Below are 23,410 nucleotides of genomic sequence, written 5' to 3'. Positions count from 1 at the left end.
CTCTGTGTTCCGAGTTTTGAGTGTGTCCTTCTAGCTCTTACTTCCTACAATGTTTGATTTTGATGCAACGCTGCCGTTGATGGCGGTGCAATTTTTACTGTTGGTTGCAGTGTTGAACATTGTGTTCTTCAAGCCTTTGACCAAGGTTGTTGAAGATCGTAATGATTTTATTCGCGGCACTGAAGCTGATGCGAAGGAGCGGTTGGCAAAAGCAGAAGCATTAGCGAAACAGTACGAAACTGAACTCGCTGAATCGCGTCGGGCTTATCAAAGCGCGATCGCAAAAGCTCAAGCTGACGCAAACCAAATCGCGGCACAGAAAATTGCAGCGGCACAGCAAGAAGCACAACAACAGCGGGAACAAACTCAGAAAGAGTTAGACCAGCAAAAAGCGGCTGCGATGCAAACGCTAGAGCAGCAAGTGGAAGCCTTAAGTCGTGAAATTCTAGACAAATTATTAGTTGGAATTTAACGAGGCTGCTGGTTGATCAAGGCTCCCGATGAGAACAATTCCCCGTCCGGTTTGGGATAGACAACGCGCAGTTTTGGAAAAGTGTCATGGAAATGTATTTGCGACTTGCCAGCGGAGTGATTCATCCGATTTTGGCAGAAGCAGAGGGGGGCGGTTTCGGATTAAACTTCGATATCCTAGAAACCAACCTGATTAACCTCAGCATCGTTATTGCGATAGTGGTATATTTTGGACGCGGTTTTCTCAGTAAAGCACTGGGCGAACGGCGTGCCGCGATCGAGCAAGCAATTTCTGAAGCGGAAAGCCGGAAAAAGACTGCTGCATCAGCATTGGCAGAGCAGCAACAGAAATTGGCTCAAGCTCAACAAGAGGCAGCGAAGATTCGATCCGATGCTGAAGTTGCAGCGAAGAAATCGGCAGATGAAATTCTCGCAAAGGCTGAACACGACATTGTTCGGATGCGGGAAACGGCTGCAGCGGATATTTCTTCAGAGCAAGAGCGCATCATGAACGAATTGCGTCAACGAGTGGCAGCAATGGCACTGGAGCGCGCATCTGGCGACTTGCCAAATCGGTTGAACGATGATTCGCAGCAGAGATTAGTCGATCGCAGTATTGCGTTATTGAGCGAGGGTTAATCAATGGCAGAAAATATTTTGACCTCTGAGGTTTTAGAACCTTACGCTCAGGCCTTGATGTCTTTGGGACAGTCGAATGATTTAGTCGATCGCTTCGGCGAAGATATGGCGAACATTCTCGACACGCTGAATGCGTCAGAAGATCTGAAAACCTTGGTAGCGAGTCCTTTGGCGAAAGCTGATGTGAAAAAAGCCGTGCTGGATCAAGTCTTTGGTGATGCGATTCATCCGTTTACGCGGAATTTCTTGATGTTACTGGTCGATCGGCGACGAGTGATATTCCTCGAAGGCATCTGTCAGCAATATCAGAAACTCTTGCGGAAATTGAAGCAAGCAGTCTTGGCAGAAGTGACTTCGACGGTTGAACTGAGCGACGATCAGAAGAATGCGGTTCGCGACAAAGTGAAAGCTCTGACCAACGCGAGTTCAGTGGATATCGAAACCAAAATCGATCCTGATCTTATTGGTGGCGTGATCATTAAGGTTGGTTCACAGGTAATTGATGCGAGTCTACGTGGTCAACTGCGTCGGATTACGCTACGCCTGACCAGTGCGACCTAAGGAGATCGGGGAATAGGGAATGTGAATTTGGTTTCCCTACTCCCCACTCCCCACCCTCCTATTTCCCTTTTTTCATTTCTCATCCTTTAACAGAGGTTTCCAATGGCAGCAATCAGACCAGACGAAATTAGCAACATTATTCGCCAACAGATCGAAACGTACGATCAAGGCGTGAAAGTCCAAAATGTCGGAACCGTCTTGCAAGTCGGTGACGGGATTGCTCGGATCTATGGCTTGGAAAAGTGCATGGCGGGTGAACTCGTGCAGTTTGAAGATGGTTCTGTCGGTATGGCGCTGAACCTTGAAGAAGATAACGTCGGTGCGGTATTGATGTCCGACGGTCGTTCGATTCAAGAAGGAAGCTCTGTTACGGCAACCGGAAAAATTGCGCAAATCCCAGTTGGGGACGCAATGGTTGGTCGTGTGGTTGACGCTTTGGCGCGTCCTCTCGATGGGAAAGGCGATATCCAAACGACCGAGACTCGCTTGATCGAATCTCCTGCACCCGGTATCATCGCGCGGAAATCCGTGTGTGAGCCGATGCAAACCGGAATTACCGCGATCGACTCAATGATTCCGATCGGTCGGGGTCAGCGTGAGTTGATCATTGGTGACCGTCAAACCGGAAAAACTTCCGTTGCGGTTGACACGATTCTGAACCAAGCTGGCGAAGACGTAATTTGCGTTTACGTTGCAGTGGGTCAAAAAGCTTCCACCGTGGCAAACATTGTCCAAGTGTTGCAAGACCGTGGCGCGATGGAATACACGATCGTTGTTGCAGCAAACGCGAACGATCCAGCAACCCTGCAATACTTCGCACCTTACACGGGTGCAGCTTTGGCTGAGTACTTCATGTACAAAGGCAAAGCGACCTTGGTTATCTATGATGACTTGTCGAAACAAGCTCAGGCTTATCGCCAAATGTCGCTGTTGCTGCGTCGTCCGCCGGGTCGTGAAGCTTATCCTGGAGACGTATTCTACGTTCACTCTCGCTTGCTTGAGCGTGCAGCGAAGCTCAGCGATGAGTTGGGTGGCGGTAGCATGACCGCATTGCCGATCATTGAAACCCAAGCGGGTGACGTATCGGCATACATTCCGACCAACGTGATTTCGATTACCGATGGTCAAATCTTCTTGTCGTCTGACTTGTTTAACGCAGGTCTGCGTCCGGCAGTAAACGCGGGTATTTCGGTATCTCGTGTTGGATCGGCAGCGCAAACCAAGGCGATGAAGAAAGTGGCAGGTAAGGTGAAACTTGAGCTTGCACAGTTCGCTGAATTGGAAGCATTTGCACAATTTGCTTCTGACTTGGATAAAGCGACTCAGAACCAATTGGCTCGCGGTGTCCGTCTGCGTGAAATCCTGAAACAGCCTCAGTACTCGCCGCTGTCTGTCGCTGAGCAAGTTGCTGTGATCTACTCTGGAATCAACGGCTACTTGGATGATATCCCCGTTGATAAAGTCACGACATTTGTGAAGAACTTGCGTGACTATCTGAAGACGGGTAAGCCGAAGTATGTGGAAATCGTTCAAGGTCAGAAGGCATTGACCGATGAAGCGGAAGCGCTATTGAAAGAAGCGATTACCGAAACGAAGCAAACCTTGTTGGCTGCTGCGTAAGACGATTCTGAAATTGAGAGGCTCGATCGAGTCTCTCAATTTCAATCTTTCAATCAAGGCGTTGTGCTTTGCCTTGGCGAATAGAATTCGCTTGGTGCAAACGATTGACCCCGTCTTAAACCTCTAAAATCGTTTCAAATCATGCCTAACCTAAAAGCGATTCGCGACCGGATTCAGTCGGTTAAGAACACAAAAAAAATTACAGAAGCAATGCGGCTTGTGGCAGCCGCGAAAGTGCGTCGAGCACAAGAGCAAGTCACGGCGACTCGTCCTTTTGCCGATCGCTTAGCGCAAGTGCTTTACGGCTTGCAAGCCCGATTGAAGTTTGAAGAAGCTGACTTACCGCTGTTGAGAAAGCGGGATGTGGGTACTGTCGGTCTATTAGTGATTTCGGGCGATCGCGGATTGTGCGGTGGCTACAACGCTAACGTTATCCGTCGGGCTGAAATTCGTGCGAAGGAACTGAAAGCCGAAGGCATTGACTACAAAATGGTCATTGTCGGTCGTAAAGCAACTCAATATTTCCAACGTCGGGATTATCCGATCGTGGAAAGCTATGCTGGACTCGAACAGATTCCGACCGCAGCAGAAGCAGCTCAGATCGCCGATGTGGTCTTATCTCAGTTCTTGTCGGAAAGTGTCGATCGAGTTGAGCTAATCTACACGAAATTCGTTTCCTTGATTGCGTCTCGCCCGGTTGTTCAAACGCTGTTACCGCTTGATCCGCAAGGATTGGAAGTTGCAGATGACGAGATCTTCCGCTTGACGACTCGTGGCGGTCAGTTCCAAGTCGAACGTGAGAGAGTGTCCGCTCCTGAAGTTCAGTCTTTCCCACAAGACATGATCTTCGAGCAAGATCCAGTACAAATTCTCGACGCATTGCTGCCGTTGTATCTGAATAACCAATTGCTGCGGGCGCTGCAAGAAGCGGCGGCTAGTGAGTTGGCGGCTCGAATGACGGCGATGAATAACGCGAGTGATAACGCGAAGAATTTGATTGGTTCGTTGACCTTGTCTTATAACAAGGCGCGTCAAGCTGCAATTACTCAAGAACTGCTTGAAGTCGTTGCGGGTGCAGATGCGCTGAACTAAGGCAATTCTTGAAACTAATAAAAGCGTCTAGGGCAACTTAGACGCTTTTTCATATGTGTAGTATTTCTCGTATGTGTAATATCTTAGTATTTGTCCTTATCTCTTTTGAGAAAGCATTTTCGATAATGAAGCGCTTACCAACCGATCTTGAAATCTTGAACAAAATATATAACCTGTACTACAAGACTTACATAGATTTTGAAATTGGGGACAGCACTCGCAATCATATAAACTTTGTTCCGATAGATATTGCTCAAATCGCAAGAAATTTGAGAATTGATGTGAACATTTTATTTATGAGACTATACAGCCTCAGGCTTAAGACCAGCCGTTCAACAGGTGAGGGAAGCCCTTTGAACCTGTTTATACACAAGATGGATGGTGAGCGAGATTATATAAACTTTCCATACATGGCATCTCTCCTAGCGGATCTTAGATATGAGAACAAAAAATATCGAGTGGCTATTGGATTCTCCTTTTTCTCTTTGATTGTTGCGATATTATCCTTAATTAGTTCTGCATATCGATTTGTAATCCAACCAGAAACTTCAAGAAGTTCCAACGGACAGACTCTTTCAGTTCCTGCAACTTCACAACACCAGTCAGGGACTACTCCCATTCCATCCTCATCGCAAAATGTGCCCATCCCAAATCAATCACCCAAGCCGTATAATCCAGAGACTCAACTACAACGCCCCAAGTGAAGCTCTATGACTTACCCCACATCAGGAAAGTTAATCGTTCAGTTTGCAGTAAAAAAGAGCAATAAGATTGATTCTTGAATTAATTCTCTGACTTCTTCGATCGTTTCTCCCACAGCAACACAGCCTAGAAGATCTGGCGCATAGGTGCTGTAGCTAGTTTTTCCTTTTTCGATTACGATTTCATACCGCATAAGGTTTCCTACTCTTAAACTGTCCAGTCTTCAATTCTAAGATTTGGAACTTTAGCGAAATCTCGGTGATTGCGAGTCACCATAATGCCGTTTACTGAAAGAGCGATCGCAGCGATCTTAAGATCCTGCTTGCCAATTTTGATATCTTGCTTCAACTCTAGATAGCGATTCTTCGACTCAGCCGTAAAATCCAAAATCGAGAACTTGGCTAAAGATTCAAACGTAACTCGTAGATTCCGATACGCTAAGAGCAAACCATCGCGGTTTTTTCGCGATTCTGCTTCTCGGATTTTGGCAAAGCGACCTCTCAACTGCTCCTCAACTGAAATTACTGTAATCGCAATAAACTCAGGCGGAATACCAGCACTTCGGAGTGCAATATTCTGATTACCACGCTGCACAAGGGAGATATGGTCAGTGTCGAGGATATACAAGCTCAATCAGTCAAATCCTCTTCCTTCAGCGCATCTAGCTCATCACGATACTCTTGAATGTAGCGCTGTACATCTTCAAAATCGGGATCATCTTTGAAAATACCAGCCATTTCTAAAACAGGATGTTTAGCCTTGCTCACATCAGACCCAACCTGGATAGAAACAATCTTGGCTTGTGCTAATCGCTCTGTCAGAAGTTTTTGGGCGCGATCGATTGCGTCGTTTTGAGTATCCGCGATCGCTTGCACCGATGGCAATTCCAAAACAGTCGCGATCGATTTTCCATCCTCGGTTGTTTCGACCAACACATTCCAATTTGAAGCCGTCATAGAACCATCCTCGTCGGGATACTCTCTATACATGCTAAGTCACGATCTCTAACTTAGAGCAAAATGAAACAGCTCATCTTACTCAATAATCGATGATTCGTATTCATAAATACTCGACGATCGCGCTTTTACAACGCGCGATCGCTTCGCCACGCGGGGGCAAGTTTGTAATATTTCAGTCCTCTCAAAAAAGTTGAACTTATAACATCGCTAATGTGTTTCGCCAATGAGCATGAATGCTGCCCAATTTAAGGGAGCAGGATATTGCTTCATGGTCGTCAACATTGCTTGGCGTAAGGCTTGAGCTTTATTCGGTTGTTGCTGCAAATTTCGATAAAACTCCGTCATGAGTAATGCAGTTGCTTCATCGGGGACTGCCCAGAGCGAAACGACAACACTTGGGACTTGGGCAGCAATCAAGGCACGAGATAATCCAACGACTCCATCTCCAGTGATTCTGCCTCGTCCGGTGTTGCATGCACTGAGAACAACGAGTTCAGCATTCAGCTTGAGATCGAAAATTTCATTCGCAGTTAGCAATCCGTTTTCTTCTAACGAAGGTTTTCCGGTGGCGATCGTATCTGGCGCAAGCGCGATCGCACCCGGTACTCCCAATCCAGCAAAATCACCCATCAAGCCATGAGTCGCAAGATGAATCAAACGGGCGCGATTCATTCGTTGCAAGACGTTCGATTTTGTTGCAGCTTCACCAACTAATACAGAAGACTTGAACATTTGAGCGATCGCTTTTGCTTCTTGCTCTGATCCAGGTAAAGGCGGCAGTTGTTCAGGAGGTTCTCCTACCTCAGTTACAACTTTTGGCATGACCGGATTGCCAATAATCAGAGCGTCGCTTGGTTGTTTCTCGGTTAGTTTCTGACTAACGGTTTCTAGTTTTTTTCTCAATTGATCCGTCAGATCGAGAACTTGAATCGAAGGTGAAATCGAAATAGTGTGCTGCTCAATCAAGAATTTGCCTTTTGCATCTTGCAAGGCAGTAAACGGCACGAGCAGGAGCGATCGATGCGGCACAAAGACAACTTGGGCATTCGGATCTTGGGGAAGCAGATCTGAGATCGGTTGAATCAAGAGTTCATGCAGCCGTCGTAAGGGATGTGCAGCATCTTGAGTAGCTTGACTGTCCTCATTTAGCGTTGCTCGACCTAGCGAAACGATATCAGAGAGTTCTTCAGGAGCACAAGGCTGAGCATCCTGACACTGCCAAAGCGGTTTGAGATCAACGCGACGTAAAGTGACAGTTCCGGTCGGTTGAATCACCCAGATCAATAGCTCTGACTCGCGTGTTTCTAGTTTGCCATTCACGTTGAACTGTGCAGGAATGATCGAGTATTCAACTAGAGTCGCGCGGCGCTTTTGAGCAATTTGTTTGATTTGCGCGATCGTCAAAGAGGCAAGGGGCGATCGAGAAGTTTCTTTTCGGGAAGAAAGCCCAGAAAGACGGCGATCGAGGAGTTCGGCAAAGGCGCGGGCACGTCCTCGCTCAGAAATTTCGAGGGCAGCTTCGGGTTGATTTTGAGCGACGAGAACACTTTGGAGATTGCTATAAGGTGCATTCTGAGTTTCAAAGATAGAGACTTTGAAGCTATCATTGTTGCCGAGTCGCGATCGCAGTGATTCCCAAGTCTCGATCGCCGCTTGAAGATTTTTCGCGGCAGCGTCTAAGTTCCCAGATTGAAACCGAACTGCGGCAGCATTGATCCTGGCAATTCCTTCCTCTCGTCGATTGCTCCGGGAAGCAGCGTAACGAAGATATTGTCCGTAGAACTCTAATGCTTTATCAGAGTTGCCCATTTGTGCGTAGATCAGCCCTTGATTGCCGCGAATTCGATAGATCAGATCGGCATCGCGCAGTTTGTTCCAAGCAATGTTCCAGGCTTGCTCATATTGAGCGATCGCTTCTTGATAATTTCCCTGAAAATAAGCAATTCCGCCTAAATTTCCCAGGGCTTCTGCTTCTCCTCGTAGGTCTTGAAGCTGGCGGGTAAGGGTGAGGCGTTTCTGCTGATATTCAGTTGATTTGGCATAGTTGCGTTGTGATTGGTAAATCACGCCTAAATTTCCCAACGCCAGTGATTCTATCGATTGATTTTTGATGTTCTGCGCTAAGGTTAGCGCTTGTTCTTGATACTGAATCGCTTTGGCACGTTCTCCGAGTGCTTGATAGACCATGCCCAGATCGCTGAATGTTTTAGCTTCGCTGACTTGATCCTTGAATTTTCGAGATAAGGTAAGACGTTTTTGGTGAAGCTCGATCGCGTTTACATATAAATCTGTTCCAAAATAGGCGTTTGCTAGATTGCCGAAGGCTTGGAGTTTTTTACGATCTTGAGCAGCAGTTAAATACTGGGCTAAATAATCTACAGCCTCAGCATAGTAATTTCCAGACTGTACATGCGCGAGTCCTAAATTACCTAGTAATGTTGTTTCTAAGGTTGAATCTAGGTTGCGGGCAATGTTTAAGGCTTGCTGATAGTAGTCGATCGCTTTGTCATATTCACCCTGAAGATGATGTGATAATCCCAAAGCAGCTAATGTTTTTGCGACTAGCTTCGGGTTTTGCGAGCGACGAGCGATGTCTAGATCAGCTTCAGAAACAGAGATGTCTGGCAATCCCTCAATCGGAAAGTAAGCAATTCCAGTTTTGCTCGTTTCTCCTTCCCATTGCAAGCGCTGGAGGGGTTGATAAAGTGTGAGAGGCTGCGCGCTCGTCTGTGCAATTTGTTTGGATTGAGCGATTTTTTCAGATTGGCGCTCTGCACTGATTGCTGCGAACTGTTGACAAGATAAAGGTTGCCAGATGAAGAGAAGCGTAAAACAGATCGAGAAGCTAATTTTCTTGAGTAACATTGTTACCTCTCAGGATGGGTTTATGTCGATCGCATGACTAAAGACGAATCACCCTGCAATTGCAGCAATCTTGGCATCGTTCAATGTTCTATCGGCTGCTTTTTTTGCGCTCCTGTTCCGTAATCTTTGCAAATCCTCCTTGATCGAGCAGTGATAAGAGCTTGTCAGGAGCCGTTCGATCTTTGGGATTTGCCGCAATCGCTTTCGAGAACATTGTGACTGCGTCGTACCACAGACCTTGGGCTGCGTAGATTTGACCGCGATTCTGATCGGATTTCGCGATCGCTAATTGCTGTCTTACCTCTGGAGTCGGTGCAACTCGTCGGATCAATGTCATCTTCAAAGCATCCTTTGTGCCATCTTCACAAACAACAGCGATCGACCAGCGATAAACTTTTTCAGGGACTAGCTCAGGCGCAGTTTTCGGTAATTCAAATGGGACAATACCAGGCTTATCTACTTGTACTGTGGTCATAAACACAGGCTTTTGGACTCCTGACTCCATGAGCTTAAGTTCCACAGTTTGGCGGCTGGATAGATACCAGAATAAGGTTGGACGGGATGAAATAGTTTCCCCGATGTGGTTGGTTGGTGCGAGGGGAGTAAAAGAAGCTGTTTTGCGCTGACCACAAAGGCGTAATGCGTCTTCTCGCGTTCCCGTGCCTTCACTACTTCTGAAACCCGAACGTTTAGGAGGCTTGTATTGAGCATTTGCGGGGGCAGGCTGCAATGAATTGAGAGGACTAGGTAAGGGGAACTCCAGCGGCAATAAACTTTGTAGGATAGTGAAAGAAAGTGTCCCAATTCCAAACAAGAATATCGGGTTAACTCGTTTGAGTTTAGAGAAATCAGAAGCCATCGTCTTGTGAATCAATAGAGGGTGATGATCGATGATCTAGCTCGGTTGCAAGGGTGGGAAAATTTTGGAGCAATTCTCTCCTGTCGAACAGACGCTAAACTCTTCCACGCCCACTCTTCGAGGGTTCCCATAAAACTTGATAAACGTTCGTCGGTTGCTCCCGCCCTTTTAGTTGAACTGTCCCAACGGCTTGCACTGGAAATTGACCTTCAACCAGCGTAAAGGTCTCTTCACTAATTAAAATTCGGCAGAGTCCACCCTCGATCGATTTATCAAAACTTTCAAGCCGTGCTGCTACGTTAACACTATCGCCGATCGCGGTATAGTCCATGCGCTGCTGACCACCTAAGCTGCCTGTAACGACTGTGCCTGTCGAGATACCTACCCGCATTTGAATCGTGGGATGTCCTTGCTGTGCCCAGCGTTGATTCAGTGCAGCTAGTGCAGCGGACATCTCGATCGCGCATTGCACAGCACTGTACGCATCGTGAGCAATATCTTTACTAGTTTTACGAGCGATCGGCACACCAAAGACTGCCATAATCGCATCTCCAATAAATTTATCGACCACTGCCCCATGCTTCAACACCACTTCCGTCATCGCTTCCATGTATTCATTGAGCCAGATCATCAGCGTTTCAGGGTCGAACCGTTCGGCAATTGTGCTGAAGTTTTTAATATCGGTAAATAGTACCGTTGCAGTGAGTTTTTGTCCCCGCAGGCGACCTTGGGAGAGCAGTTGATCGCGATCGCGCCAAATTGTCTCGGCAATCGTTGGAGTCACATATCGCCCAAAGAGATTCATCACAGTTTGGCGATCGCGACGCTCTGAATGAGCAATGTGAACCGTGACCACCATTGCAGACGTGAGTAGCGCTAAGGCGGGTGGGACAACCGGAATCCACCAGGAAAACACGAATGCTGCAAAGCTTCCGAGTCCTAGCCCTCCGACAGAAATGACTGTGCCTGCTACTGCCCAACGCGGCGATCGCACCATCCAGCCTAAGCCTGTTCCCACACCCGACCACAGCAGAATCCAAACTGCCTCCATTGCATCTGTCCAAACTTGGAAGCCAGATCGTCCGTCGATCGCAGCACTGATAATTTGACTCGCTAAATTTGCCTGTACCTCAACCCCCGCCATTCTCTCTGGAGTCGTGATCGAGTCGCCGCTATAGGGAGTGTAAAAGACATCTTTAAGACTTCGAGCTGTCACTCCAATCAAAACAATTTTGCCTCGGAAGGGCTGTCCTTGCGAATCACGCATGAGATCAGCAGGCAGTCGGTCTTGAAGCACGTCCCTCAGTGACACCGTGCGGAACTTGCCAGAAGCGCCTCGATAGTTCAGCAAGATTTGATAGCCGCCTGCATCCGCCGAGACATAGCTCCCATCGCTCGGCTCAAAAATAGGAAAGATCCCATGCCCAAGCTGGAGATACTGTGAATTGGTTTTCGCTGGTTGAGATGTAATTCCTTGAGCTTCTAAATAGAGCATTGCAAGGCGTAATCCCAAACTTTCTAAAGATTCTTCTCCATTGGGACTTGTCCAATACAGTAGACCTCGGCGCAGTTTCCCATCGCCATCAAGGACTACATCGTTTGAAGCAGTTTGATTGCGCTGTTTCAGAATGGGGGGAGGTGCAACCTCGACTTCTGTACTTCCGCCTCGTTTTTCAATGCCTATCAGGTTAGGGGTTGTCTGGAATACTTTAGCTAGCTCTGAATGTCCTGGCTCTACTGGCAGATCCCGATAGATATCTAAACCGATCGCTCGCGGCTGTTGCTGCTTAATTTTCGTCAACAGTTTGGCAAAGGTAGCATCATCAAACGGATAACGTTTAAGTTGCCGGATATCATTTTCGTTTACGCCTACAATAATGACGCGATCGTCAGTTGCTTCTTGGGGACGCAGCCGAACATATTGATCAAATGCCATCCATTCTAAAGATTGTAATGCCCCAGCAACCCGCAGAAGCACGATTAATCCTGCCACGCTAGGAATTGTGATCCAAAGCACATGAAATTTTCGGATGATTTTAGCAAGTGGTAGAGGCATAAGGGAGCCAGAAGAAGATGATTACCATTCTGATAATTCTTCCCCAGCAAAGCTTATTCTTCCGGAAAATAAAGTCACTTTAAATACAAGCAATACTGTTGATATTACTTAGGTGCAGGTGTGGAGTGATTGTGGAACCTGTGGCAGTCGGCTTTGATCGGATCGCTCTACTACGGTTACTACAAATGGGTTATCCAAGAAGAGCTACGGAACTATAACGGCAAAAGCTGGTCAGGTGCGCTATGTTTACTACCCGTTTGTACTGGGTATATCATTATCGCAACTGTTAGCAACTTATGATCCTGATGTTCCTGAATCGTTTCGATGGTTCTCCATTCTTGGAATCATTTGGATTTACATTGTGCAGTTCCGACTCGATCGCGATTCAATCTCATTGTTGAACTCCGCCAGATTCATTTACTGAGCCAATATTGGGCGCAGCAACAAGGTGAAACAGTCAAAGATCTGATCGCTGTGAAGGTTAAGATTGAGGAGTGAGGAGATAGAGAGACAAGCAAAAAGAATGCTTGCTCCCTATCTCCCTATCACAACTAAATCGCCTGAATCCACTCCTTCACGTCATACTCCGTCCAGATCTGATTCTGCCAATACGGATCAGACTCGATCAGATTCCGAACGATCGCTTCATTCTCCGCTTCATAGATGCCAAACACTTTCGTTACATCTTTCGTCGGTCCGATCGTCACTAAAATCCCATTTTCTTTTTGCTTCGCTAACCCATCTAAATGAGCCTGACGATAGGGCGTTCTTTTCTCCAGAACATCGTCACAGTAGCTTCCCCAAACAACATATTTCGGCACAATTTCACCTCTAGCTTCTCAACTCAACCCGGAACTTCTCAACCAGTGCTTCGCGCACTTTCTGATGCACCGGGTCTACATCTTCATCTTTCAACGTGCGATCGTCAGCCCGATAGACTAATCGGAACGCTAAACTGCGCTGACCTTCTGGAACGCGATCGCCTTTATATTCATCAAACAGTTCCACTGATTCTAGTAACTTCCCGCCTGCTTTGACGATCGTGCGTTCCAAATCGCTCACGCCTACCTCACGCGACGCATAGAAAGCAATATCGCGATCGGAAGCAGGATAAGTAGAGAACGGCTTGAAAACCGGAACCATCGCTTCATCTGTTTCCAAATGGCGAATGATCACTTCGAGATCCAATTGGAAAACATAAACTTCATCCGGTAAGCCGCGCTCTTGACGCAGTTGAGGATGTAACTGTCCAAACGTTCCTAAGCGATCGCCTCTAACCCAAAGCGAAGCCGTTCGTCCTGGATGCAAGCGCGGATCGCGTCGATCAGGCTGAAATTCTACAGGTAATCCGACTCGATCGAAGACACTTTCTAAAATGCCTTTCGCCTCAAACCAGGTCATCGGCTGATCTTTGCCGCCCCGAACCCACTTACCTTGACTTTGATCTCCACCTAAAATGCCAGCGATCGCTTCAGCTTCAATCAGATCTTCTTCCTGAGTAAAGACATGCCCAATCTCAAAGCCATTCAAAGCTCCATTGCCTTGCTCAAGGTTGTACTGGAACGCCTCAATTAAGCCATTGATTAGATCAGTTCTCAGCGCAGAATACTCGGTAAATAAAGGATTCGCGAGAACGATTTGCCGTTCTTCTCCAGGTTTGCCGAGTGAATAATGAATCAATTCGGTCAGCCCCATACCTCGGAATGCTTCGCGAACTTTGCGAGAGATCAATTGCTCGATCGACAAATATCCCGGCTCAGTTTTCGCAGGCAGCGTATCTGAGAAATTGTTATAGCCATACAGCCGCGCAATTTCTTCAATCAGATCAATCTCACGTTCCAAATCTCGATAGCGGTAAGGCGGAACCGTAACATTCCAAGTTTCTGAACCCGTTGATTTCAACTCACAGCCTAGTGCTGTCAGAGTGTGTTCCACATCCTTCGCTTGCAATTCCCCAACATCGTCACCGAGTTCAACCATGCCGAGCACTTCTCGAACTCGTTCAAGTCGTAGCGCGATCGATCTCGTCAACGAACCTTGTCGGGTGTCAACCGTTTCTTGAGCCGTAATCGTTCCACCTGCAAGCTCAAGGATCAGTTGCACTGCTCGACGAGCCGCGGTTTCCAGACCTGCCCAATTCACACCCCGTTCGTAACGAGCAGAGGCTTCGGTTCTCAACCCTTGCGATCGCCCAGATTTACGAATTGCAGCCGAGTCAAAAATTGCGGCTTCAAGGAAAACATGCTGAGTGCTGTCACTCACTTCTGTTTCTTCACCACCAAACACGCCTGCTAGCATTGTCGGCTTGTCATTGACCGTGATTAATAAAGCCTGCTCTTGCAGCGTGCGATCTTGACCATCGAGCGTTTTCACGGATTCGCCCGATCGAGCAAATCTCACGCCCATCTCGATTTGATCCGTTCCCGCGACTTTCACCAAACTATCGAAATCAAAAGCATGGAGCGGTTGTCCCCATTCCAGCATGATGTAGTTGGTGATATCGACAATATTATTAATCGATCGCACACCCGACGCGAGTAATCGACGCTGCAACCACAACGGCGAAGGCGCAATTTTCACATTCTCGATCAGCGTGCCAATATACGCCGGACAAGCTTGAGCATCTGAAATTTTAATTGACACCGATTTGGTCTTCTGAGACTCAGGCACACTCGGTTCCGGCAAGCGCAACGTTGCACCGGTTAATGCCGCAACTTCTCGCGCAATACCCACCATGCTCAAAGCGTCTGCTCGATTCGCGGTCGAAGTCAGATCCAAAATCGCGTCATCCAATCCCAACAAGGGACGCACATCCATACCAGGCGTTAACGCTCCTGTCACAGTTTCATCAAAAATATGGATGCCTTCCGATTCTTTCGTCAAGCCTAACTCTGACAAAGAGCAAATCATGCCCTTCGATTCCACGCCTCTGAGTTTTGCAGGCTTAATCTTCAAATCGACATTCGGCAAGTATGTGCCTAACGTCGCCACTGCAACAAAAATATCAGCGCGCACATTTGCCGCACCGCAAACAATCTGAGACGGACTTTCAGCCCCAATATCCACTGTACAGAGACTTAAGCGATCGGCATTGGGATGTTGTTCGCGCGTCAGCACTTTTCCGACGACCACGCCATCTGCCCAAGTGCGCCGATCCTCAATGTCTTCCACCTCAAACCCCGCCATCGTCAGCTTTTCCGCCAACGCCTCTGGAGTCATTGAAATATCTACCAATTCCCGCAACCAGTTCAGAGAGATACGCATCCGTCGCCTTCAAAAATCACGCCAAGACAGACCTTATTCTATCGCTGTTGCGCCTCTCTCAGCGTTCCTGTTCCCTGCTCTCCCACTTCTGGGTAACCTCTCAATACAAGCTGCGTCTTGCAAACTCACACTTTGCTTCCCCCCAAAGCTTTGCCATTTTTTGGAATCCACCCTTACAGATTGCTGCCCTCATGAGCTACTGTTTGAACCCAGTCTGCCCAAGCCCAGAAAACCTCGCCAATACAGAGCGCTGTCAAGCCTGTGGCGCTAGTTTGCTGTTGCGCGATCGTTATCGTGTCTTGCATGCATTAGGACAAGGTGGATTTGGTGCAACGTTTCTCGCAAAAGATGAATCTCTGCCGGGTCAACCTTACTGTGTGATTAAACAGCTCCGTCCGACCACAACTGCACCTCATGTGATGCAGATGGCGCGAGACTTGTTTGAACGGGAAGCCCAAACCTTGGGGCGCATCGGCAATCATCCCCAAATTCCCCGCTTACTCGATTATTTCGAGGCAAATCAAGAATTTTATCTGGTTCAGGAATATATCAGCGGTTCCACCCTTCAGCAGGAAATCAAACGCTCAGGAGCTTTTAGCGAAGCAGGGGTCAAGCAGTTTCTCAGCGAGATTCTGCCGATTATGCAGTATGTTCACAGTCATCAAGTGATTCACCGAGATCTTAAACCTGCAAACTTGATTCGGCGATCGCAAGACTGCAAACTTGTGCTGATTGACTTTGGAGCCGTCAAAAACCAAGTGAACTCTGTATCTGCCGCGAGTTTATCGGATCAGACTGCACTCACCGCTTATGCGATCGGGACTCCCGGATTTGCGCCACCCGAACAAATGGCAATGCGTCCGGTTTATGCAAGCGATCTCTATGCATTGGGTGTGACTTGCATTTACTTATTGACCGCAAAATCTCCAAAAGATCTCGATTACGATCCTGCCACAGGTGAATTGTTGTGGCAAAAACAGGTACATCTGAGTGAGCACTTTGCAGGCGTTTTGAAGAAAATGCTGGAAGTCTCCGTGCGGCATCGGTTTCAGTCAGCCAATGAGATTTTACGCGCGTTGGATTTGGAGCCGTATCTCGACAGTTTGGCAAATAGTATGAATAGCGTCTCAACCCGATCAACGCTGACAAAACGTGATCCTGATTCTCAACCGAGTTCTCCGGCAGCACGGGCAGCCATGGCAATTCGGGCGCGCAATCAGCGATCGGAATCGACGAATTTACAGACCGGAGTGGCTCGGAATCGCGTGATGGCAGCTCGCCCAACGACTCGTGATTCAGGCGGACGAACCGGGAGCAATAGCAACACATCCGGCAACAAGACTCAGGCGGCTCCAAAACTTGATTCTGCAACTCTCGTGTCTCTGTACGGTAAGGGTAAACGAGATTTTGCGTCGCATGATCTGTCGTTACTCGCCATTCCGAAAATTAATTTGTCAGGCGCTGTGTTTCATCAATCGAATTTGAAACAGATTAATCTACAAGGCGCAAATTTATTCAATGCTGATTTTGGCAAGGCGAGTTTGCAGCGAGCCAACTTGCGCGATACTAACTTGGCACAAGCTTATTTGAGTAATGCCGATTTAGAAGGGGCAGATTTACGAGGTGCAAATCTTACGCAAGCGTATTTACTCAATGCGAATTTGCGGAATGCAAATTTGTGTGGCGCAAACCTCACAGGCGCAAAACTCACCGCAGAGCAGTTAGCGATGGCAAAGACTAACTGGCTCACCGTCCGCCCAAATGGCAAAAGAGGCATTTTGTAATGACAAAGACTCGCTATTATTAGAAAAACAATCGGTCGAGATATGTTGATAGCGGTTATTGTCTTAAATCTTGCGCTGGCTTTGTATGGGTTTTATCTCACCTGGCAAATGTGGCAGTTGCGGCAAGCTTTTTCTAGAGCCGCAGATGCACTGGTTGTCGCAGAACGGCAAACGCATCAAGTTTTGTATGGTGCACCGAGCGCGATCGAGCGTCAACAGCTCGGCGTACAAAGAATAAGACATACGTATCGCCAGCTTGAACCGAAAGTTCGGCAGGCACAGCAGGCATTTGCCCTGTTGGGAATGGGGATGGGAATGGGACGATCGCTATTCCTCACCCCTCTCCTAAACCAACGCGCGAAAAAATTTGCTACAAAATCAGCTAAAGGGCGAATCAATCGCTAGATTGCGGTTCAGTCTGGCAGAATGAGGAAAGGTCTGGTGTTACAGAGTTGGTTTAGTGAGTCGCAAGGGGTAGAGCCAAGATATGTCTGACAATCGATCGGGATCATTTTTAGGCGGCATGATCATCGGAGCAGCAATGGGGACGATCGCAGGATTATTAATTGCACCCCGTCCAGGACGAGAAACTCGACAGTTGATCAAAAAGTCGGCAGATGCTCTGCCTGAACTTGCGGAAGATTTATCCACCAGTGTCCAACTTCAGGCAGATCGCTTTTCTGAGTCTGCGCTGCGAAACTGGGATGACACACTGGGACGATTAAAAGAAGCGATCGCCGCTGGATTGGAAGCAACCCAGCGTGAGCATCAAATTCTCAGTCGAGAGTCTGAATCGGGGAGCGATCCTAAACCTCCAGTTCGCGATCGTTTGCGCTAAGCGAGATGAGATGAAGTGTGACTGATCCTATTTTTTGGCTAGGCTTATCGATTTTACTCGTGGCGATCAGTTTGACCGCCCTCTTAACTGTGGCAATTCCTGCATTTAACGAGATGGGACGGGCAGCCCGCAGTGCCGAAAAATTATTCGAGACGTTGAATCGGGAGTTGCCACCGACGTTAGAGGCGCTCCGGATTACCGGAAATGAGGTGACTGATCTCACCGATGATGTGACTCAAGGCGTTCAGAGCGCCAGTCAAGTGGTGAAGCAGGTAGATGAGACTCTGACCGGTGTGAAGCAACAAGCACAGAAAGCCCAAACAACTGGGCGCAGTGTTTTTGCAGGCGTGAAAGCGGCATGGCGGACTCTGAACCAACCTCAGAATAAATCGCGGCGAGCGAATCGGATGGCGGCGAGTGGAGATCCGCGATCGCTACCCCACGAACAGAATGGAAATCATCATTTTGAAGAAGTGACTTCTGATCTGGAACTAAATTATGAGTGGGAAGATCAGGACGAATCGCAGACGAACAAGCCGTCTGAACCTTCGCGATCGCCAGTGCGCCACGACCCAGAATAAGCAAAATTATTGATCCTGTTCCAGCGAGATGAATCGCTGACAGCATTCCTATATTAGAATTAGTTAAACAAATGTAAACAAAAATGAGCGTCTATTCTAAATGCCTCATTTACGATTACTTTTAATGTTCTTTAGTGACCCATTCGTGAGATCGTGCTATGCCTAATCTTCGAGTCCGCCGTCTATTTCAAGGTTTGATGGCACTGATGGTCGTCATTTCTGTCTGGACGATCGCACCAGCGGCACAGGCATATGACAATCCTGATTTATTGCCGGATCATCCGACCAACGTGATTGATTTGGCAAATGAGTTTACGAACACTCAGGAAGAAGCACTTTCTGCTGATTTGTCAAAGTTTGAAACTGAGACGGGCTGGAAATTACGGGTTCTGACACAGAGCGATCGTACACCTGGAACCGCCGTCAAAGGCTTTTGGGGACTAGATAACAAAAGCGTTTTGTTAGTTGCCGATACACGAGGCGGAAATCTGCTGAATTTCAGTGTGGGTGATGATTTTTATCCCTTGCTGTCTCGGACGTTTTGGATCGAGTTACAAACTCGATTCGGGAATCAATTTTTCGTGCGAGATAACGGCGGGGATCAAGCCATCTTAGAAGCGTTGGAATCAGTCAAAGGATGTTTACGCCAGGGTGGATGTAAGGTTGTCCCTGGGTTGCCGCGTGAACAGTGGTTGTTAACCCTGATTACTTCAACGGTTGGAGGGTTAGTGTTTGGATTTGCAGCACAACCTCGTAAAGAGGGGCAGGTCTTTGCTTGGCAGTGGGCGCTGATTTTCTCGCCGCTGTGGGGGATCTTGTTTTTGGCGTTTGGAATTGGGCCAGTCATCACTCGTACCACCGATTGGTTGCCGCTGTTTCGGAATGTGGCAGGATTTGCGATCGGGGCTTTAGTGGCATTTTTAGCACCCACTTTGGGTCGATCGTCTACGTCTGAAACTTAAACCCTAGTAGGAAGATGGAGAGATGGGGAGACGAGGGAACTTCAAATGCTCCCCATCTCCCCATTTTGCTGATCATTTTGACTCGATTCGTGACGAGGTGGTGTGTCAATGCAATTTTTGGGATATTGTTTCCAAGAATTGAGCATGTCCGCTTAGACACAGCCGAGTTCAAGAGATTCAATCATGACAGCATCGAATTCTAATGGATGGGTGCAAACGGTTTCTGAATTGATCAAAACGTGGATTCAACCGATCTTTGAGATCGGGATCTACTTAAGAGTTCCGGTGACGATCGCGATCGTCGCGTCCTTAATTTTTACAAAAGTTGATCAGACTATAGAGGTCTATCGCGCGATCGCTTCGGATAGTAACAAATTTTATGAGGCATCCGTAACGGTCAGTTCTGTCTTATTGCTCACAATCTTCATTTGGTATGTCTCCCGTTTTCTAATTCTGGAGCAAGGGAGTAGATTTCAGAATGGCTTAGCAAATTGGACACCGAGGATTTTAGGGATAATTCCAATTCTTAGCTTAGTGCTCGGAATTCTCAAGGCTTGGAACGAATCGATTAATGATCAAGCTCGATCTTTTTTAATGATTTGGATGATTTCAAGCTTAAGCACTGGGATAACTATTTTCTTCCTGCTTTGGAAACGCACAGACTTATTTCATCGATGCTTTTTGGGATCTAAGTCTCAAGGGGAAGGGCTGTTTGCTCCACAGGTTGAAATTGGGCTTGCGAATGTTGCGTACACGATCTTTAGTACATTTTCTTTGCCTTTGATTGCAGCAGCAGCAGATTCGAGAGCGGCTTTGGGAGTCATTATCGTTTTTGGTCTGTCTGTCCTGCTTAACCTCATTCTGTATTCTTGGCATTCCCATCTAGCAGCGAGGATCGTTTTGTGGTGGATTGCATCGATTTCCGCTTCTGCTATTTTCGTCATTGCTCTGCCATCTACGGTGATTCCTAATGCGGTTGGAGCGGTGAGTGTGATTGCGATCGCATTGACTACGCTGGTTGTTGTCTTTTCAACTATCTATTACTGGGCATTTAGAAATAATGTTCCAGCTCTCACGATTTTACTAGGATTAGTTGCGATTTCAAGTCTGCTGAACCTGAATGACAATCATCGGTTTCGGCAAATTGCAACCTCTGATAATTCTCCATTGCCATCTTTAGAAGCAAGTTTTCAAACCTGGCTGGCAAGCCGTCCCGATCGCGATCAATATTCAGGAAAACCTTATCCAGTGTATATTGCATCAGCCCAAGGGGGCGGGATTTTTGCGGCGTATCATGCAGCGACTACTTTTGCACACTTGACTGAATCGATTCCAAGCTTTCCTCAGCATCTTTTTACGATTAGTAGCGTTTCTGGTGGGAGTTTGGGATCAGCAGCGTATGCGAGCTTACTCAAGACCGGAGAGGAGCAAAATCTTAGTGAAAAAGCTAGCCAGCTTTTTGAGCAAGAGTTACTTTCTCCGTTACTGACACTGGGCTTTTTTCCAGATCTGATTCAGAGATTTATTCCCTTTCCGATCTATGACTGGGACAGAGCGACTGGGTTAGAACTTGCCTTTGAAAATAGTTGGAATCAGCTTGGTAATAATCGTGAAAATCCTTTGAAGCAGTCTTTTTACAAACATTGGCAACCTCAAGGAATTGCTCCTGCGCTGGTATTCAATTCAACCATCGTTGAGAATGGAAAACGCTTGGTAATGAGTCCTTTTGAGATTGTATTACCGACTCAAGAAAAGATTGCTCTAAACAAGAGTCAGTTAGATTTAAGATTGAGTACGGCGGCTGTATTGAGTGCTAGGTTTCCTTTTGTAACTCCGGTGGGTTGGTTTCAACGCAAGAGTGATGGAAGTAAGTTGCGGCTTGCGGATGGTGGGTATTTTGATAATTCGGGGATTCCTACTGCTCTTGATATTGGTCGAGCTTTGCAGAAAGTAAAAGGGTATGGGAAAAGCTTTGAATTGATTTATTTAGCGATCGTAGATCAACCACAAGTTGATTCAGGAAAACCGCTCAAGTCGGCAGGAATGAATGAGATCTTGTCGCCGATTCGCGCTCTATTCAGTGCGCGTGAAGCTCGGAGTGCCAGCGCGATCGAGCTATCTACCTATACCTTGAATGATGGAATTACTGACCCGTTTAAGCTAAGGTTCAGAACTCTAATGCTAGAAAAAGTAAACTTAGACCAACAGATCAGGCTTCCACTCGGTTGGCAACTTTCTACTGCTTCAAAAGAGTTTATTTTCAATCAGATTCCTGCACCTAGCCAATGTAATGCAACGCAGTTCAGACAAATCTTGAGCCGCAATACTTCTAATATTGACGTAAAAAATCACAATAGCTGTGTTGCAAAGTCGATCGAGAGTGATTTGAGCTAGCTAAAACACACCTTACTCAACGTCTTTCTGAACTCGATTCAAAGCAGCAACTAAGCGATCGAGATGCGCTTTCTCATGAGTTGCCATTATCGTCATCCGAATCCGGCTCGTCGGCACAGTCGGCGGGCGGATTGCAGGTGCAAAAATGCCTTCAGCTTGTAGAGATTTTGCAGCTTCTAGCGCAGTTTGCACATTCGGCAATTGCCAGCAGAGAATCGGAGACTCTGAAGGGAGAAGTGCGAAATTTGGAAGCTGCGATTTGAGATAAGCAACATTCTGCCAAAGGGTATTTCGGCGATCGCGTTCTTGTTGCACAATTTGAATTGCTGCTAATGCCGCCGCAGTATCAGCCGGAGACAGCCCAGTTGTATAGATCCAACTGGGTGCGCGGTTTCTAAGGAAATCAATCAATTGCGCTGAGCCAGCAATGTAACCGCCTAGACTTCCTAATGCCTTGCTGAGTGTTCCCATTTGAACGATCGCACGTCCTGTACAGCCTAAATGCTCAACACATCCTGCACCTGTTGTACCCATTACACCCGTTGCATGAGCTTCGTCTACTAGCACCATGCACTCAAATTCATCTGCTAGGTCAAGAATCTCTGGAAGCGGGCAGAGATCGCCATCCATACTAAACACTGTGTCTGTAATGATCAAACAATGCTGAAAATGCTGGCGTTGTTGTTCTAGCTTAGTTCGTAAGTCTTGAATATCACAATGAGCATAGTCGAGCGTTGTTGCACCGCTAACAACCGCACCATTTCGTAAGCTCGAATGATTGTATTGATCAGACAGAATTAAGTCGCGCTTTCCGACTAAAGCAGCGATCGCTCCTAAATTCGCTAAATAACCTGAACTAAATACGATCGCATCTTCAGCTTGTTTGAGTTGTGCGATCGCAGTTTCTAACTCTCGATGTAAAGCCCGATGCCCAGTAAGCAAGCGCGATCCAGTACTGCCAGTTCCATAGTTCTGAATCGCTTGAATCGCGGCATTGATTAACCGATCGTCGGTGGCAAGTCCTAAATAATCATTGCTGGCAAAATTGAGAAATTGACGATCGCCCATTTGAATAACTGCGCCCGGACGATCGATTGTTTTAGTCGATCGCTGCCAACCTGCACGCTCAATCGACTTTAAGGACTGCTCAAGCCAAGCATAAGGATCATTCTTCATCCGGTTGTTCTTTGATTTCAGCACTCTTACCGCGAACGGGAGGCAATTTATCAACTAAACCCATTTCAAATGCTACATCGGGCAATTCTCCAGCCAGATAACGACCCGGTTGAAAGACTTTGCCTGGAGTAAAACACATTTGACGCAATTGTACGGTTTCCGCAGGGAGAAACATTGTTCGAGATAAGCGGCGTTCGATTCCCATGATTTCATCCTCTAAAGGCTAATGTCATGCTGCTGCATGTAGCTTAACAACCAGTTCGCCATTGTGGCACGACGAGTTTTTCGGGGCACCAGTTCATCAACTTTGTAGCCGCCAAATCCCAGTTGTTCTTTCAGAAGTTGCTTGTTTTCAGAGGGAATCGATCGAGTTAATTTCACGACGGCTGGACGGCTTTCGATAAAATTCGGCGGTTCAGGATAGGCTTCTAACCAATCTGGTAAAACCGTGGCATCGTCATAGCCTAGGTAATGACAGACTAAACAATTGGCAGTTTCATCATCGATTTCATCTTTGAGAATTGCCCAGATCGTATCGGAATTTAGGGGTGGGAGATTAGACATCATCTGTATCACGGATTGCGGCA

At 47.2% G+C, this 23,410-nt stretch carries 23 protein-coding genes; 12 read left to right on the top strand and 11 right to left on the bottom strand.

Going from position 1 to position 23,410, the window contains the following annotated elements; all coding sequences use genetic code 11:
• Positions 1-49 precede the first annotated feature (49 nt).
• From OU814_RS07175 to OU814_RS07155, 5 genes are all read left to right on the top strand, one after another.
• Positions 50-472: a F0F1 ATP synthase subunit B' gene (locus tag OU814_RS07175; RefSeq protein WP_017289642.1), complete on the top strand. Its 423-nt coding sequence runs from the start codon at positions 50-52 to the stop codon at positions 470-472.
• Positions 473-558: 86 nt separating this feature from the next.
• Positions 559-1,110, top strand: a complete 552-nt coding sequence (locus OU814_RS07170) for a F0F1 ATP synthase subunit B (protein ID WP_268181556.1) — start codon at positions 559-561, stop codon at positions 1,108-1,110.
• Positions 1,111-1,113: 3 nt separating this feature from the next.
• Entirely contained in the window at positions 1,114-1,671 is a 558-nt protein-coding gene (gene atpH, locus OU814_RS07165) for an ATP synthase F1 subunit delta (RefSeq protein ID WP_268181554.1), read from the top strand.
• 102 nt (positions 1,672-1,773) lie between these two features.
• Positions 1,774-3,291 carry a F0F1 ATP synthase subunit alpha gene (gene atpA / locus OU814_RS07160; RefSeq protein ID WP_268181552.1) on the top strand — a complete coding sequence of 506 codons (1,518 nt, stop codon included), beginning with the start codon at positions 1,774-1,776 and terminating at the stop codon, positions 3,289-3,291.
• A 141-nt stretch (positions 3,292-3,432) separates the two neighbouring features.
• Positions 3,433-4,383 (top strand): F0F1 ATP synthase subunit gamma, encoded by a 951-nt coding sequence (locus OU814_RS07155; RefSeq protein ID WP_017289646.1) that lies wholly within the window; start codon positions 3,433-3,435, stop codon positions 4,381-4,383.
• 742 nt (positions 4,384-5,125) lie between these two features.
• On the opposite strand, the gene OU814_RS07150 is transcribed toward OU814_RS07155, so the two are convergent.
• From OU814_RS07150 to OU814_RS07125, 6 genes are all read right to left on the bottom strand, one after another.
• Positions 5,126-5,278 (bottom strand): type II toxin-antitoxin system HicB family antitoxin, encoded by a 153-nt coding sequence (locus tag OU814_RS07150; RefSeq protein WP_268181550.1) that lies wholly within the window; start codon positions 5,276-5,278, stop codon positions 5,126-5,128.
• A gap of 14 nt (positions 5,279-5,292) precedes the next feature.
• Positions 5,293-5,679: a type II toxin-antitoxin system VapC family toxin gene (locus OU814_RS07145; protein ID WP_268181548.1), complete on the bottom strand. Its 387-nt coding sequence runs from the start codon at positions 5,677-5,679 to the stop codon at positions 5,293-5,295.
• 35 nt (positions 5,680-5,714) lie between these two features.
• The gene (locus OU814_RS07140; RefSeq protein ID WP_268181546.1) at positions 5,715-6,041 is read right to left on the bottom strand and encodes a hypothetical protein; all 327 of its coding nucleotides are present in this window, start codon (positions 6,039-6,041) and stop codon (positions 5,715-5,717) included.
• Positions 6,042-6,251: 210 nt separating this feature from the next.
• On the bottom strand, positions 6,252-8,909 hold the full coding sequence (locus tag OU814_RS07135; RefSeq protein ID WP_268181544.1) for a CHAT domain-containing tetratricopeptide repeat protein: 2,658 nt from the start codon (positions 8,907-8,909) through the stop codon (positions 6,252-6,254).
• A gap of 88 nt (positions 8,910-8,997) precedes the next feature.
• A complete protein-coding gene (locus OU814_RS07130) occupies positions 8,998-9,768 on the bottom strand; it encodes a DUF928 domain-containing protein (RefSeq protein WP_268181542.1) in 771 nt (256 codons plus the stop codon).
• A gap of 94 nt (positions 9,769-9,862) precedes the next feature.
• A complete protein-coding gene (locus tag OU814_RS07125; RefSeq protein ID WP_268181540.1) occupies positions 9,863-11,824 on the bottom strand; it encodes a CHASE2 domain-containing protein in 1,962 nt (653 codons plus the stop codon).
• A 324-nt stretch (positions 11,825-12,148) separates the two neighbouring features.
• Here OU814_RS07125 and OU814_RS07120 point away from each other — a divergent pair, with 324 nt between their 5' ends.
• Positions 12,149-12,322: a hypothetical protein gene (locus OU814_RS07120; protein ID WP_268181538.1), complete on the top strand. Its 174-nt coding sequence runs from the start codon at positions 12,149-12,151 to the stop codon at positions 12,320-12,322.
• Between the two features lie 53 nt (positions 12,323-12,375).
• Here OU814_RS07120 and OU814_RS07115 read toward each other — a convergent pair whose 3' ends face one another.
• Positions 12,376-12,645, bottom strand: coding sequence for a YciI family protein (locus OU814_RS07115; protein WP_017289651.1), 270 nt, complete (start codon positions 12,643-12,645; stop codon positions 12,376-12,378).
• 10 nt (positions 12,646-12,655) lie between these two features.
• Positions 12,656-15,088: a phenylalanine--tRNA ligase subunit beta gene (gene pheT / locus OU814_RS07110; RefSeq protein WP_268181536.1), complete on the bottom strand. Its 2,433-nt coding sequence runs from the start codon at positions 15,086-15,088 to the stop codon at positions 12,656-12,658.
• Between the two features lie 191 nt (positions 15,089-15,279).
• On the opposite strand from pheT, the gene OU814_RS07105 reads away from it, so the two are divergent.
• The 6 genes from OU814_RS07105 (at position 15,280) to OU814_RS07080 (ending at position 21,647) form a co-directional block, all read left to right on the top strand.
• A complete protein-coding gene (locus tag OU814_RS07105; protein ID WP_017289653.1) occupies positions 15,280-16,872 on the top strand; it encodes a serine/threonine-protein kinase in 1,593 nt (530 codons plus the stop codon).
• A gap of 42 nt (positions 16,873-16,914) precedes the next feature.
• Positions 16,915-17,277 carry a hypothetical protein gene (locus tag OU814_RS07100; protein ID WP_190652700.1) on the top strand — a complete coding sequence of 121 codons (363 nt, stop codon included), beginning with the start codon at positions 16,915-16,917 and terminating at the stop codon, positions 17,275-17,277.
• 82 nt (positions 17,278-17,359) lie between these two features.
• On the top strand, positions 17,360-17,710 hold the full coding sequence (locus OU814_RS07095; protein ID WP_017289655.1) for a YtxH domain-containing protein: 351 nt from the start codon (positions 17,360-17,362) through the stop codon (positions 17,708-17,710).
• 17 nt (positions 17,711-17,727) lie between these two features.
• Positions 17,728-18,291, top strand: coding sequence for a DUF948 domain-containing protein (locus OU814_RS07090; protein ID WP_017289656.1), 564 nt, complete (start codon positions 17,728-17,730; stop codon positions 18,289-18,291).
• A 158-nt stretch (positions 18,292-18,449) separates the two neighbouring features.
• A complete protein-coding gene (locus tag OU814_RS07085; RefSeq protein ID WP_326498288.1) occupies positions 18,450-19,253 on the top strand; it encodes a TPM domain-containing protein in 804 nt (267 codons plus the stop codon).
• 183 nt (positions 19,254-19,436) lie between these two features.
• On the top strand, positions 19,437-21,647 hold the full coding sequence (locus tag OU814_RS07080) for a patatin-like phospholipase family protein (protein ID WP_268181532.1): 2,211 nt from the start codon (positions 19,437-19,439) through the stop codon (positions 21,645-21,647).
• A gap of 12 nt (positions 21,648-21,659) precedes the next feature.
• Here the strand turns inward: OU814_RS07080 and bioF are convergent, their stop codons facing one another.
• From bioF to OU814_RS07065, 3 genes are read right to left on the bottom strand one after another with little or no spacing between them, the layout of a single operon-like run.
• Positions 21,660-22,823, bottom strand: coding sequence for an 8-amino-7-oxononanoate synthase (gene bioF, locus OU814_RS07075; RefSeq protein ID WP_268181530.1), 1,164 nt, complete (start codon positions 22,821-22,823; stop codon positions 21,660-21,662).
• Positions 22,813-23,028, bottom strand: coding sequence for a hypothetical protein (locus OU814_RS07070; protein ID WP_268181528.1), 216 nt, complete (start codon positions 23,026-23,028; stop codon positions 22,813-22,815). The genes bioF and OU814_RS07070 overlap by 11 nt, the downstream gene beginning before the upstream one ends.
• An 11-nt stretch (positions 23,029-23,039) precedes the next feature.
• Positions 23,040-23,390 (bottom strand): DUF1823 family protein, encoded by a 351-nt coding sequence (locus OU814_RS07065; protein WP_326498287.1) that lies wholly within the window; start codon positions 23,388-23,390, stop codon positions 23,040-23,042.
• Positions 23,391-23,410: the final 20 nt, after the last annotated feature.

This window comes from Leptolyngbya sp. GGD, from assembly GCF_026735145.1.
GTDB classification, from domain to species: Bacteria; Cyanobacteriota; Cyanobacteriia; order Leptolyngbyales; family Leptolyngbyaceae; genus Leptolyngbya; species Leptolyngbya boryana.
The sequence above is the reverse complement of the archived record's forward strand: the minus strand, read 5'-3'. Positions and strand labels throughout refer to the sequence as shown.